The organism is Pseudoxanthomonas sp. YR558 (assembly GCF_900116385.1).
GTDB lineage: Bacteria > Pseudomonadota > Gammaproteobacteria > Xanthomonadales > Xanthomonadaceae > Pseudoxanthomonas_A.
In genome coordinates, this window is sequence record NZ_FPCI01000001.1 from 1,979,169 (window position 1) to 1,991,820 (window position 12,652).

Genomic DNA, 12,652 nt, shown 5'->3' on the forward strand with positions numbered 1-12,652 from the left:
CTTGCCACCCTGGAGTCCACCCATGCGCCACACTGCATTCCGCCTCACGCTATTGGCCTCGACCGTCGCGTTCGCCCTCGCGGCGCAGGCGGCGCCGTCCGCCGCCGACCGCATCGCGGGTACCGAGCTGATCGCGCGTGACGCGCTGTTCGGCAATCCCGAACGCGCCAACGTGCAGCTCAGTCCCGACGGCAAGTACCTCAGCTGGGTCGCCGCCGTCGACGGCGTGCTCAACGTCTGGGTCGCTCCCGCGAACAATCCTGCGCAGGCCAAGGCCGTCACCCAGGATAAGGCGCGCGGTATCCGCAGTTATTTCTGGTCTTACAACCCCGACACGCTGCTGTATCTCCGCGACAGCGGCGGCGACGAGGATTTCCACCTGTATGCCGTCGACCTGAAGACCGGGCAGGCGAAAGACCTCACGCCCTTCCCGAAGACCACCGCGCAGGTCGCCGGCCTGAGCCCGAAGCACCCTGGCACGATCCTGGTCGGCATGAACGATCGCGATGCGCAGTGGCACGATGTCTACAAGGTTGACCTCGCCAGTGGCACGCGCACGCTGCTGGAGAAGAACGACGCGCAGATCGCCGGCTACATCGCCGATGCCGACTACACCCTCAAGTACGCCCAGCGCTCGCGTCCCGACGGCGGCGCCGACGTGCTGAAGCGCGGTGCCAACGGCGGCTGGGAGAAGTTCGACGACATCCCGTTCGAAGACGTCCTGACCACCAGCCCCGGCGGCCTGACGCTGGATGGCAAGACGCTGTACTTCACCGATTCGCGCGGCCGCAATACCGCCGCGCTGTTCGCGGTGGACGTGGCCAGCGGCAAGCGCACGCTGGTGCTGGAAGATGCACGCGCGGATGTCGGCGGCAGCCTGGCGGATCCGGCCACCGGCAAGGTCCAGGCCGTGTCGGTGGACTACCTGCGCGACGAGTGGAAGGTGGTCGATCCGTCGATCCGTGCCGACCTGGAGAAACTGGAAGCCATCGGCCCGGGCGACGTGTCCGTCAACACGCGCACGCTGGACGATAAGACCTGGATCGTCGCCTATTCCGCCGCTGAAGCGCCGCTGGTCTATTACCGCTACGACCGTCCGGCCGGCACGCTGACCAAGCTGTTCTCCGCGCGCCCGAAACTGGAAGGCAAGCCGCTGGTGCCGCAATGGCCGGTGGAAATCGCTTCGCGCGACAACAAGACGCTGGTCAGCTACTTGACCCTGCCACGCAGCGCCGATGCGAACAACGACGGTAAGGCCGATGCGCCGGTGCCGCTGGTGCTGCTGGTCCACGGAGGCCCGTGGGCGCGCGATTCCTATGGCTACGGCGGCTACAACCAGTGGCTGGCTAACCGCGGTTACGCGGTGCTGTCGGTCAACTTCCGTGGCTCCACCGGCTTCGGCAAGGCCTTCACCAACGCCGGCAACGGCGAGTGGGCCGGCAAGATGCACGACGACCTGATCGACGCCGTGCAGTGGGCGGTCAAGCAGGGCGTGACCACGCAGGACCAGGTCGCGATCATGGGTGGTAGCTACGGCGGTTACGCCACGCTGGCCGGCTTGACGTTCACGCCGGACGCGTTCGCTTGCGGCGTGGACATCGTCGGCCCGTCCAACCTCAACACCTTGCTCAGCACCGTGCCTCCGTATTGGGCCAGTTTCTTCGAGCAGCTCGCCAAGCGCATGGGCGACCCGCGCACCGACGCCGGCAAGGCGTGGCTGACCGAACGCTCGCCGCTGACCCGTGCCGACCAGATCAAGAAGCCGCTGCTGATCGGCCAAGGCGCGAACGACCCGCGCGTGAAGCAGGCCGAGAGCGACCAGATCGTCAAGGCGATGCAGGCCAAGAACATTCCGGTGACCTACGTGCTGTTCCCCGACGAAGGCCATGGCTTCGCGCGGCCGGAGAACAACAAGGCGTTCAACGCCGTGACCGAGGGCTTCCTCGCCCAATGCCTGGGCGGGCGCGCCGAACCGATCGGCAAGGACTTCACCGGTTCGAGCATCAGCGTGCCGACGGGCGCCAACGGCGTACCGGGCCTGACCGACGCGCTGAAGGGCCACATGCAGGAAGTGAAGAAGTAAGCCTGCTCCCTCTTGCGTCCATGCCAGAAACGAGAAACGCCGGCGGAAGCCGGCGTTTCTTCGTATGCATCCCTGCGGGCGGCAATCAGGCTGCCTTTTCCTTTTCGTAGAACTGCTCTTCCTCGGTGGAGCCCTTCAGCGCGGTGACGCTGGAGCTGCCGCCCTGGATGACGGTGGTGACGTCGTCGAAGTAACCGGCGCCCACTTCCTGCTGGTGTGAAACGAAGGTGTAGCCCTTCTCGCGTGCGGCGAACTCGGCTTCCTGCACCTGCTCGACGTAATGCTTCATGCCCTCGCCGCGCGCATAGTCGTGCGCGAACTTGAAGGTGTTGAACCAGTTGATGTGGATGCCGGCCAGGGTGATGAACTGGTACTTGTAGCCCAGCGCCGACAGCTCGTCCTGGAAGCGGGCGATCTGCGCATCGTCCAGGTTCTTCTTCCAGTTGAAGCTGGGCGAGCAGTTGTACGACAGCAGCTTGCCCGGATGCTTGGCGTGCACGGCCTGGGCGAACTCGCGGGCGAAGCCGATGTCCGGCGTGCCGGTTTCGCACCACACCAGATCGGCGTACGGCGCGTAGGCGATGCCGCGGCTGATCGCCTGCTCCAGGCCGTTCTTCACCCGGTAGAAGCCTTCCGCGGTGCGCTGGCCGGTGACGAAGGGCTGGTCGTTGGCATCGAAATCCGACGTCAGCAGGTTGGCGGCTTCGGCGTCGGTGCGCGCCAGCACGATGGTCGGCACGCCCAGCACGTCGGCGGCCAGGCGCGCGGCCTGCAGCTTCTGCACCGCTTCCTGCGTGGGCACCAGTACCTTGCCGCCCATGTGCCCGCACTTCTTCACCGCGGCCAGCTGGTCTTCGAAGTGCACGCCCGCGGCGCCGGCGACGATCATGTTCTTCATCAGCTCGTAGGCGTTCAGCACGCCACCGAAGCCGGCCTCGCCGTCGGCGACGATCGGCAGGAAGAAGTCGATCGCGTCGGCTTCGTTCGCCTTGCCGTCGCAGATGTTCTTCCACTGGATCTCGTCGGCGCGCTGAAACGTGTTGTTGATGCGGCGAACCATCGTCGGCACCGAGTCGTACGCATACAGGGACTGGTCGGGGTACATGGTCTCGGAGGTGTTGCCGTCGGCGGCCACCTGCCAGCCGGACAGGTAGACGGCTTCCAGGCCGGCCTTGGCCTGCTGCATCGCCTGGCCCGCGCTGATCGCGCCGAACGCGTTGACGTAGCCCTTCTTGGCTTCGCCGTTGACGAGCTTCCACAGCCTCTCGGCGCCGCGGCGGGCCAGGGTGTATTCCGGCTGCAGGCTGCCGCGCAGGCGGACGACGTCGGCGGCGGCGTAGTCGCGCTTCACGCCGGTCCAGCGCGGATTGCTGTCCCAGTCTTTCTGGATGGCGTCGATCTGCTGTTGCTTGGTGCTCATGGCGGGCTCTCTTTCGTCGTGGGGCGTCGTGGTGGGGGCGGATCAGTCGATGCGGTCGTACGCGGGCAAGGTCAGGAAGTCGGCCAGCTCGTCGGCGCGGCTCAGGTGGTCGAGCAGCGCGATGGCTTCGGAGATGCGTTCGCCGCCGGGCAGTCGCGAGTGGTCGCCCAGCTTCGCGGGCAAGGCAGCCAGCGTGCGCTGCAGCAGCGCGTAATCGATCTGGGTGCCGTCGCACAGGTGCACGTCCGCGGTGTGCAGCCACTGCCAGATCTGCGTGCGCGAAATTTCGGCGGTGGCGGCGTCTTCCATCAGCCAATGGATCGGCACGCAGCCGTTGCCATCGAGCCACGCGGCCAGGTAGCGCACGCAGACTTCCACGTTGCCCTCGAAGCCGGCACGCGTGATGGTGCCGGTGGACGGACGGATCAGGTCGTCGCGCGTGACCGCCACGTCCTCGCGCTGCACGCTGCGCTGGTTCGGCTGCGGCATGTGCTCGTCGAAGATCGTCTTCGCGACCGGAATCAGCGCCGGGTGCGCCACCCACGTGCCGTCGTGCCCGGCGGTGACTTCGCGCAACTTGTCGGCGCGCACGCGGGCCAGCGCCTGTTCGTTCGCGGCCTCGTCGTTGCTGATCGGGATCTGCGCCGCCATGCCACCCATCGCATGGGCGCCGCGGCGATGGCAGGTCTGGATCAGCAGTTCCGAATACGCCTTCAGGAACGGCTGCGTCATCGTCACCTGGCCGCGCTCGGGCAGTACCTTGTCGGCGTGGCGGCGGAAGGTCTTCAGGTAGGAAAAGATGTAGTCCCAGCGGCCGCAGTTCAGGCCGACGATGCGGTCGCGCAGCGCGTGCAGGATCTCGTGCATCTCGAACACGGCCGGCAGCGTTTCGATCAGCACGGTGACCTTCATCTGCCCGTGCGGCAGGCCCAGTGCGGCTTCGATGTGCGACAGCGTGGTTTCCCACAGCGCGGCCTCTTCCATGCTCTGCAGCTTGGGCAGGTAGAAGTACGGGCCGCGGTCGCGGGCCTGCAGCGCGCGGGCGTTGTGCCAGGCGAACACGGCGATGTCGAACAGTCCGCCGGCGATCGGCGCGCCATCGATCAGCACGTGCTTTTCGTCCAGGTGCCAGCCGCGCGGGCGCACCAGCAGCACGGCCTGCTCGTTCTGCGGCTTCAGCGTGTAGTGCTTGCCGGCGTCGGAGGTGAACTCCAGATCGCCCTGCACGGCGCCGACCAGCGCGCGCTGGCCGGTCAGCAGGTTCTGCCAGGTCGGCGAGGTGGAATCCTCGAAGTCGGCCATGAACACCTTCGCGCCCGAGTTCAGCGCGTTGATGACCATCTTCGGGTCGACCGGGCCGGTGATCTCCACCCGGCGGTCCTGCAGGGCGGCCGGGACCGGGGCGACGGCCCAGTCGCCCTCGCGGATGCCGCGGGTGTCCTCGCGGAAATCGGGCAGGCCGCCGGCATCGAAGAAGGTCTGTCGCGACCGACGGGCCGCCAACCGGGCCTGACGCTCCGGTTCGATCGCACGATGCAGCGAGACGAGCAGGGCCAACGCGCCGGGCGGCAGCAGGGCGTCCTGGCCCGCCACGTTAGCGGTCAAGGCGATGCCGGGGGTGGGGCGGTCGGCGCGCGGGTCGCGCGGCGGCAGGGCGAAAGCGGTGGCGGACATGGGCGTCTCCTGGCGTCTTGCTGGAGACGCACAGTGCTCCCTTGTCGAATTATTTGACAAAACAGTTTTGTCAATGCACTAAATAAGCCTGGCTTATAATTGACTAGAACGTGAGCTCTAAAGAAGCGCCAACGCCGCGATTTCCCTACAAATCCGACCGGTTGAAGCCGCTGCGCGCCTTCTGCCAGACGGTCCGTTTGGGGTCGGTGTCGCGGGCTGCGGAAGCGCTTTTCGTCAGCCAGCCCGCCATCACCCTGCAACTGCAGGCACTGGAACGGGACCTGGGGATCACCCTGTTCGAGCGCAGCGGGCGTCGGCTGACCCCCAGTCGGGAAGGCCAGGTGCTGTACGAACTGGCCCAACCGCTGGTGGCGGGGCTGGACGGGCTGGACGCGACGTTCCGGGAAAAAGTCAGCGGGCTGGAAGCCGGCGAGCTGAACGTGGCGGCCAACAGCTCGACCATCCTTTACCTGCTGCCGAAGATCGTGGAGCACTTCCGCCAGGAATACCCGGACGTGAAGCTGACCCTCCACAACGCCGCCACCGCCGACGGCACCGACCTGCTGCGCTCGGATGCCGTGGATCTGGCGGTGGGCTCCGTGCTCGATGTGCCCGCCGATCTCAGCTACGCGCCGGTCTACCGCTTCGAGCCGATGCTGATCACGCCGCCCGACCATCCGCTGGCGAAGAAGCGCGACCTGCGGCTGGAGGATCTCTCGCCCCATGGCCTGATCCTGCCGCCGAAACGGCTGATCACCTACCGGCTGGTGGACCTGGTGTTCCAGCAGGCACGCGTGCCCTACACCGTCGCGCTGGAAGTGGGCGGCTGGGAGGTGATCAAGCAGTACGTCAGCATGGGCATGGGCATTTCGATCATCGCGTCGATCTGCCTGACCGACGCCGACCGCGACCGACTGGCCGCGCGCTCGCTGGCGCAATGGTTTCCGTCGCGCAGCTATGGCGTGGTGGTGCGAAAGGGCAAGTTCCTCTCGCCGCAGGCGCGCGCCTTCATCGAACTGATCCAGCCCCACCTGTTCGAGCGCCGCGATTACGATGAGAGCGGCCATTCCGAACGCTGACGCTTTGCCTCCATGAGCGGCCGTTACCAACAACACGACCTTGCCCCCGGCCTGCCCCTGCTCTGCCGCTGGGACTACGTGCAGGGCGCGCACGCCACGCCCGCGCTGGTCCTGCCGGATGCCTGCGTGGACCTGCTATGGGATGGCGCGCGCCTGAGCATCGCCGGACCGGATACGCAGGCGCAGTACGCGCATGTTGCGCCGGGCCGATGGCTGCAGGGCCTGCGATTCGCGCCGACCGCCGCCGCTCGCTGGATGGGTGTTCCCTTGCATGCCCTCGCCGACCAGCGCGTGGACCTGCGCGACCTCGGCCGTCCACGCCTGAGCGCACTGGCCGACCGCATGGCGGAGCGCGAGGACGATGCGATGGCCTGGCTCGCCGAGCGGATCCTGATCGACACCCCGCCTCGCGACCGCGCGATGCAGGCCGTGCATGCGCGACTCTCGTGCTCGCAGCCCGACTCGGTCGCGCAGCTCGCGCGCGATCTCGGCCTCACCGAACGCACCCTGCTGCGCCGGTGCGACGAGGCGTTCGGCTACGGACCGAAGCTGCTGGCGCGCATCCTGCGGCTGCAACGCTTCCTGCAGCATCGGCACCACCACGCCAACCTGCTGGACGCCGCGCTCGACGCGGGCTATTACGACGCCGCGCAGCTGGCGGGCGATGCGCGCCGACTCACCGGCCTCACGCCTACCCAACTGATCGCGCAGGTCGCGGACTGACTGTCCGATTTCGCCAAGACAGGGCGCACGGACTCGGCCAGACTGACGGCCTCCTTCACGGACACCCGCCATGAGCACCGCCGACCAGCACCACCGTATCGACTACATCGAGTTCAACGTCGCCTCCATCGCCGCTTCGAAGGCGTTCTATGGCGACGCGTTCGGCTGGACGTTCCAGGACTACGGCCCGGACTATTGCGAGTTCCGCGATGGTCGGCTGACCGGTGGGTTCACCCACGACGTGGTGCAGCCGGGCGGCGCGCTGGTCGTGCTGTATTCGGCGGCGTTGGAAGACAGCCTGGCGAAGGTCGAAGCCGCCGGTGGGCGCATCACGAAGCCGATCTTCGCCTTCCCCGGCGGACGGCGCTTCCAGTTCACCGATCCCGACGGCTACGAACTGGCCGTGTGGTCGGCGAACTGAGTCAACGCGTCTCGTAGCGCGCCAGCAGCGCGCGGTGGCTGGCACGCCACTGCGCGAGCTCGACAGGCGAACCCTCGAACGTGCCGTCGATGAAGGCCAGCGACAGCGATTCGGTGGCCCGCTTCACCTCCTCGCTGACCTCGCGCGAATCGAAATAACGATGATCGGTGAACACGTTGTGGGTGCCATGCCGGTAGACGGCCAGCACCTTGTGCGCGCCACCGATCGCGTCGAACACCTTGAGCCGGTCGTCCACGCCGGATCCGAAGCCGGGAATGCGGATGATGTCGTCGGCCGTGGTGACGTGCAGCGTGGGGACGGTGATGCCCGACAGGATCGGGCGGAAATCCTGGTCGCCATAGAACGGCGGCGCGGAGATCACGATCGCCGCACGGATGCGCGGATCGCGTAGCTGGATCGTCTGCCCATGGCGCATCACTCGCGCGCCGGCGGACATCAGCGTGGTGTTGGCGCCGTACGAATGCCCGGCCGCGACGATCCGCGCGGGATCGATGCTCGCGCCCCATTCGCCTGCCAGCACGCGATCGAGGGCGAAGCGCTGATCACGGACGCGATCGATGGCTTCGGCGTCGCCCGCCGCGTGCTGGAAGCGGGATACCAGCGTGAAGGGGTTGCCTTCCCACAGCGTGCGGTCGCTGCCGACATGCTGCACGTGGAGGCTGGCGATGCCGTGCTTCGCCCAGTAGCGCCCCAGGTACGTGTAGCCGTCGCGCGCGCTGCCGATGCCGTGCGAAAACACCACCAGCGGCACCTTGCCGCGGCGTGCGTTGTCGGGCCAGAACAGTTTCACCGGCACCGCCCGTCCGCGCGCGGGATCCACCCAGTCCAGGTCCTGCACGCGATAGCCCGCCTGCGCCTGGACGACGGCATCGCCACGCGTGTGCACGTGCGACCACGCCACCAGCACCGGCGCCAGCAGCAGTAGAGACAGCAGGATCGCCACGCGGCGACGGCGAAGGACAGCGGCAACGTTCATCGGCAACACATCCGGGACAGGGCAACCGCACGCGCCGTGGGGCGCATGCGCAAGACGGTCGGGTTTCGCCGCGCGGACGCGGCGTCTATTTCTTCTTCGGGCGTCCGGCCTTGACCGGCGCCAGCGCATCCAGCGCCTTGACCAGGGCCTGCGGCGACAGCGCGGACAGCGCATGCAAGCCCGCGCGCAGCAGCTCGCTTTTCTTCGCCGGCCGCTGCGCCTGCAGCGCGCGCGCCTTCATCACGTCCACCAGCGCGAAATCGTCGGCCGGCATCGTGAAGCTGTCGCGGACCAGCTTGGCGGGCTTGCTCAGGCTTTCCATCGGCGCCGCATCGCGCGACTTCTTCTGCTTGACCATGGCGCCCCCAAAAATCGTATAAATTATTTATACCTTTTTGCGACACCCACGCCAAGCGTTCGTTTTCCGACCGGCGGCGGTCCGTTCAGCGATGTCGCGGCGGCGGGCACAGCCGGACGCCGTAGACTCTCGACTCCCCTTCCCGGAGCGTGCCGATGCCCGGAGTCTCTTCCCGAACCGGCAAGCGCGTGGCCGCGCTCGCCGCCGACGAGATCCAGGTGCTGGCCGAGGCCTTGGCCGCGGCGCCGGCAACCGCGGCGGGTGTGCATGAGGCCCGCAAGAGCATCCGCCGACTGCGCTCGCTCCTCTCCCTGGTACGTCCCGCCCTCGGAAAGTCCGACGTGCAGCCGGTCGATGCCGCACTGAAGGTCCTCGCGAAGGGCTTGTCCGCGTTGCGCGACGGCCAGGTCGTACTGGATACGGCCCACGATTGCGCACGTCACGCCGCCAGCGCGGACGAGGCGGCGAGCTGGGACGCGCTCGCGCCCCTGCTGGCCCACCAGCAGGAACACCGCGTGGCCGACGCGCTCGCCGACGATCCGGGCTTCATGCAGCGGCAAGCGCAGGCGCATCGTCAGGCGGAACGGCTGCGCGCGCTGCCGTGGCACCGTCTCCGTGCCGACGATCTGCGCCACGGCCTGGCACGCTCGCTGCGCCGCCAGCAACGGACCCAGGAGATCGCGCTGGCCAGCGGCGACCTCGATGATCTCCACGACCTGCGCCGCAAGTCGCGTCGCCTTCGCATGCAGCTGAACGCGTTGAAGCGGCTACGGGTGTCCATGCACGGCGTGGCGGTCGCGTCGCGCGACATCGCCGGACTCGTCGACCAGCTCGGCGCCCTGCAGGACCTCGCCTTGCTGCAGCGGTCGCTGACCGCACTGGAGCCTGCGCCGCAGGTGCGTGCCTGGCCGGTCGCCACGCGAAGGCGCATGGTCCGCCCGTCTCCGATACATCCTCTCGCGTAACCCGCTTTACGTAAACGCGATGAAGCAAGCGTCGTGGTCAAGATGGCGCAGGCAGGGCCGATAGTGACCCATACGGTCCATCCGATTTCCGTCCGGTGAAGGACCGACGTGTGGGGCATGCCCCACACGTCCGTGCTTTCGATACCTCGGCGGATTGGCACGATGCCTGCATCCCCTTCACCGGGATCGGCGCCGTCCTGGATGGCCGTCCCCTTCAACGCAGGAATGCCGCTGGTGGAAGCCACCCCCACGCCCCCCGGGCACGCCAACGCGGCGACACCGGGGACGCCCGACCGCCGCCTCGGCCTGCCGCCGATGGCGTGGGCAGCGGCCGTTCTGCTGGCAGGCCTGCTGTGCACGGCGTTCGTGGCGCACCGCGAATGGGACGACCTGCAGGATCGCGCCGAGGAGCATCGCCGCGCACTGGCCGACACCGGCATCGCCCGCCTGCGCGTGCCGCTGGAACAGGCCGCCTCGATGCTGCGCGCGATGCAGACGGTGTTCCTGTCCAACGACCAGATGGACCAGACCCGCTTCAGCCAGTATCACGCCAGCCTGCGCAGCCCGCTGCAACCGGGCTCCTATACGTCGATCGCGTTCGCGCGCCGCGAGCCGGCCGGTCAACCGCTGGCCGATCACGTCTCGTATCGCTATGCCTACGTCGCGCCGTATGAGGCGAATACGGCGCTGATCGGCTTCGACATGGTCACCCAGAAGGCGAACCTGTCGGCCCTGCTCCAGGCCCGCGACACCGACACGGTGGTGATCTCCGCCCCGTTCGCGCTGCGCCAGACCACGCCCGCCGGCCACAACCCGCTCGGCGTGACCCTGCGTCTGCCGGTGTATTCGCATGGGCCGACGCCGACCACGCCCAACCAGCGCCGTGCGCGCGAACTGGGCGCGCTGGCGATCGGCATCCGGTTGGAGCCGATGGTGGAGAGCGCGCTGGCCGGTCCTGTGCTGGACGCCTTCCGGGTGCGCATCAGCGATGCCACCGCGGATGCGCATCCGTTCTACGACGCCGGCAGCGAGGTGGAAGCGGGATTGCCGTCGCAAGTGCGCCGCATGGACTTCGGCGGCCGCCAGTGGCGCGTGGAACTGCTGCCGCGTCCGCAGCCGCTGGACCTCGGCCGACTGCAGGCCATCCTCGTCGGTGGCGGCGTCATCAGCCTGTTGCTGTCGGCACTGGTGTGGTCGCTCACCACCACGCGGGGTCGGGCCGTCGCTTTGGGCGCGCAGATGAGCGCGCGCTTCCGCGAAAGCGAGCTGCGTTTCCGCACGCTCAACGAACTGCTGCCCGCGCTGGTCCTGCTGGCCCACGCGCGCGATGGGCGGATCGTCTACGCCAACCAGGCCGCGCGCCTGCGCCTGGGCGACCCCACCGGGCTGCCGCTGTCGGCGCTGTTCTCCGATCCGCAGCTACAGCACCGCGCACGCGACGCCGATGCCATCGGCACCGACTGGGGCAACCTGGAAGCCGTGTTGCTCAGCCCCGGCGGCGATGCCTTCTGGGCCAGCGCATCGATTTCGCAAGTGGACATGGAAGGCCAGGCTCACCTGCTGATGGTCGCCACCGACATTTCCGAGCAGCGCGAACTGACCGAGCGCCTGAGCTACCAGGCCACGCACGATGCGCTCACCGAACTGTGCAACCGCCGCGAGTTCGAACGCCGCGTGGAAGAAGCGCTGCACGAGCGCAAGGGCCGCGTGCAGACAGACCCGTGCGCGCTGCTCTACATCGACCTGGACCAGTTCAAGCTCATCAACGACGTCTCCGGCCACATGGCGGGCGATCAATTGCTCGCCCAACTCGCGCTGGCGATGCGCCACCAGCTGCGCGGCGGCGACGTGCTGGCACGGCTGGGCGGCGACGAGTTCGGCCTGATGGCCTTCCATGTGGACGCCGAGGGCGCGCATGCGCTGGCCGAGCGCCTGCGCGAGTGCATCGAAGCGCTGATGTTCGTCTGGCAGGACCGCACCTACACCGTCAGCGCAAGCATCGGCGTGGTCGTCGTCGATCAGCAGGAACCGACCCTGAAGGACCTGCTGGCATGGGCGGACACCGCTTGCTACCTGGCCAAGGAGAACGGCCGCAACCGCGTGCACGTCTACCGCCAGGACAACGAGACCACGCGCCGCCAAGGCGAGATGGAATGGGCCAGCCGCCTGCGCTGGGCGGTGGAACAGGACCGCCTGCTGCTGGACTACCAGGAGATCGTGCCGCTCGACGGCAGCGACACCGCCACCAGCATCGAATTGCTGCTGCGCCTGCGCGACGAGGATGGCGGCGTGGTGCTGCCCGGCGCGTTCCTGCCGGCCGCCGAGCGCTACGGCCTGATGCCGGCGATCGATCGCTGGGTGATCCGCAACGCATTGGCGCACTTCGCGCAGCTGCACCACTCCGGCATGCGCCTGGGCACCTGCGCGATCAACCTGTCCGGCGCGAGCATCGAGGACGACGGCTTGGCGGATTTCATCCTGGCCCGCATCACCGAGTACGCCGTGCCCGCGCACACGCTGTGCTTCGAGATCACCGAGACCGTCGCGGTGCGCAACCTGCTGAAGGTCGTCAACGTCATCGAACGCCTGCGTCGCGCCGGCTGCCGCATCGCACTGGACGATTTCGGCGCGGGCATGTCCTCGTTCGGCTACCTGAAGAACCTGCCGGTCGACCTGATCAAGATCGACGGCAGCTTCATCCGCGACCTCGAAACCGAACCGATGAGCCGCACCATCGTCAGCGCCATCGCCCAGATCGGCCATCAGCGCGGCTTGAAGGTCGTCGCCGAGTGGGTCAGCAGCCCGCAGCTGTGCGAATCGCTGCGCTCGCTGGGCGTGGACTACGGCCAGGGCTTCGCGCTGCACCGGCCCGAACGCGTGCTGTACCAGCGCGACGAGCATCCGCCGCGCCGGCTCAGCGTGGTCCGCTGAC

At 67.9% G+C, this 12,652-nt stretch carries 10 protein-coding genes; 6 read left to right on the forward strand and 4 right to left on the reverse strand.

The features are described 5' to 3' along the window. Positions 1–22: 22 nt before the first annotated feature. Complete coding sequence (locus BM365_RS09260) at positions 23–2,083, forward strand: alpha/beta hydrolase family protein (RefSeq protein ID WP_093488522.1); 2,061 nt, start codon at positions 23–25, stop codon at positions 2,081–2,083. Positions 2,084–2,168: 85 nt separating this feature from the next. Here the strand turns inward: BM365_RS09260 and aceA are convergent, their stop codons facing one another. Next, the gene (gene aceA, locus BM365_RS09265; protein ID WP_093488524.1) at positions 2,169–3,503 is read right to left on the reverse strand and encodes an isocitrate lyase; all 1,335 of its coding nucleotides are present in this window, start codon (positions 3,501–3,503) and stop codon (positions 2,169–2,171) included. A 42-nt stretch (positions 3,504–3,545) separates the two neighbouring features. Then, positions 3,546–5,177, reverse strand: a complete 1,632-nt coding sequence (aceB, locus tag BM365_RS09270) for a malate synthase A (RefSeq protein WP_093488526.1) — start codon at positions 5,175–5,177, stop codon at positions 3,546–3,548. A 110-nt stretch (positions 5,178–5,287) separates the two neighbouring features. On the opposite strand from aceB, the gene BM365_RS09275 reads away from it, so the two are divergent. The 3 genes from BM365_RS09275 (at position 5,288) to BM365_RS09285 (ending at position 7,400) form a co-directional block, all read left to right on the forward strand. After that, positions 5,288–6,256: a LysR family transcriptional regulator gene (locus tag BM365_RS09275; RefSeq protein WP_093488528.1), complete on the forward strand. Its 969-nt coding sequence runs from the start codon at positions 5,288–5,290 to the stop codon at positions 6,254–6,256. A gap of 12 nt (positions 6,257–6,268) precedes the next feature. Continuing rightward, positions 6,269–6,979, forward strand: coding sequence for a helix-turn-helix domain-containing protein (locus tag BM365_RS09280; protein ID WP_093488530.1), 711 nt, complete (start codon positions 6,269–6,271; stop codon positions 6,977–6,979). Positions 6,980–7,049: 70 nt separating this feature from the next. Beyond that, positions 7,050–7,400 (forward strand): VOC family protein, encoded by a 351-nt coding sequence (locus tag BM365_RS09285; protein WP_093488532.1) that lies wholly within the window; start codon positions 7,050–7,052, stop codon positions 7,398–7,400. 1 nt (position 7,401) lies between these two features. Here BM365_RS09285 and BM365_RS09290 read toward each other — a convergent pair whose 3' ends face one another. Both BM365_RS09290 and BM365_RS09295 read right to left on the reverse strand, forming a co-directional pair. Further along, on the reverse strand, positions 7,402–8,397 hold the full coding sequence (locus tag BM365_RS09290; protein ID WP_093488534.1) for an alpha/beta hydrolase family protein: 996 nt from the start codon (positions 8,395–8,397) through the stop codon (positions 7,402–7,404). An 85-nt stretch (positions 8,398–8,482) separates the two neighbouring features. Continuing rightward, the gene (locus BM365_RS09295) at positions 8,483–8,755 is read right to left on the reverse strand and encodes a hypothetical protein (RefSeq protein WP_093488536.1); all 273 of its coding nucleotides are present in this window, start codon (positions 8,753–8,755) and stop codon (positions 8,483–8,485) included. A gap of 155 nt (positions 8,756–8,910) precedes the next feature. On the opposite strand from BM365_RS09295, the gene BM365_RS09300 reads away from it, so the two are divergent. Then, complete coding sequence (locus BM365_RS09300) at positions 8,911–9,720, forward strand: CHAD domain-containing protein (protein WP_093488538.1); 810 nt, start codon at positions 8,911–8,913, stop codon at positions 9,718–9,720. A 201-nt stretch (positions 9,721–9,921) separates the two neighbouring features. Next, positions 9,922–12,651 (forward strand): bifunctional diguanylate cyclase/phosphodiesterase, encoded by a 2,730-nt coding sequence (locus BM365_RS09305; RefSeq protein WP_254772672.1) that lies wholly within the window; start codon positions 9,922–9,924, stop codon positions 12,649–12,651. Position 12,652 lies beyond the last annotated feature (1 nt).

Coding starts and splice junctions, on each gene's coding strand:
- BM365_RS09260 (WP_093488522.1), top strand. CDS start 23: ATGCGCCACACTGCATTCCGCCTCACGCTATTGGCCTCGACCGTCGCG.
- aceA (WP_093488524.1), bottom strand. CDS start 3,503: ATGAGCACCAAGCAACAGCAGATCGACGCCATCCAGAAAGACTGGGAC.
- aceB (WP_093488526.1), bottom strand. CDS start 5,177: ATGTCCGCCACCGCTTTCGCCCTGCCGCCGCGCGACCCGCGCGCCGAC.
- BM365_RS09280 (WP_093488530.1), top strand. CDS start 6,269: ATGAGCGGCCGTTACCAACAACACGACCTTGCCCCCGGCCTGCCCCTG.
- BM365_RS09285 (WP_093488532.1), top strand. CDS start 7,050: ATGAGCACCGCCGACCAGCACCACCGTATCGACTACATCGAGTTCAAC.
- BM365_RS09290 (WP_093488534.1), bottom strand. CDS start 8,397: ATGAACGTTGCCGCTGTCCTTCGCCGTCGCCGCGTGGCGATCCTGCTG.
- BM365_RS09295 (WP_093488536.1), bottom strand. CDS start 8,755: ATGGTCAAGCAGAAGAAGTCGCGCGATGCGGCGCCGATGGAAAGCCTG.
- BM365_RS09300 (WP_093488538.1), top strand. CDS start 8,911: ATGCCCGGAGTCTCTTCCCGAACCGGCAAGCGCGTGGCCGCGCTCGCC.
- BM365_RS09305 (WP_254772672.1), top strand. CDS start 9,922: ATGGCCGTCCCCTTCAACGCAGGAATGCCGCTGGTGGAAGCCACCCCC.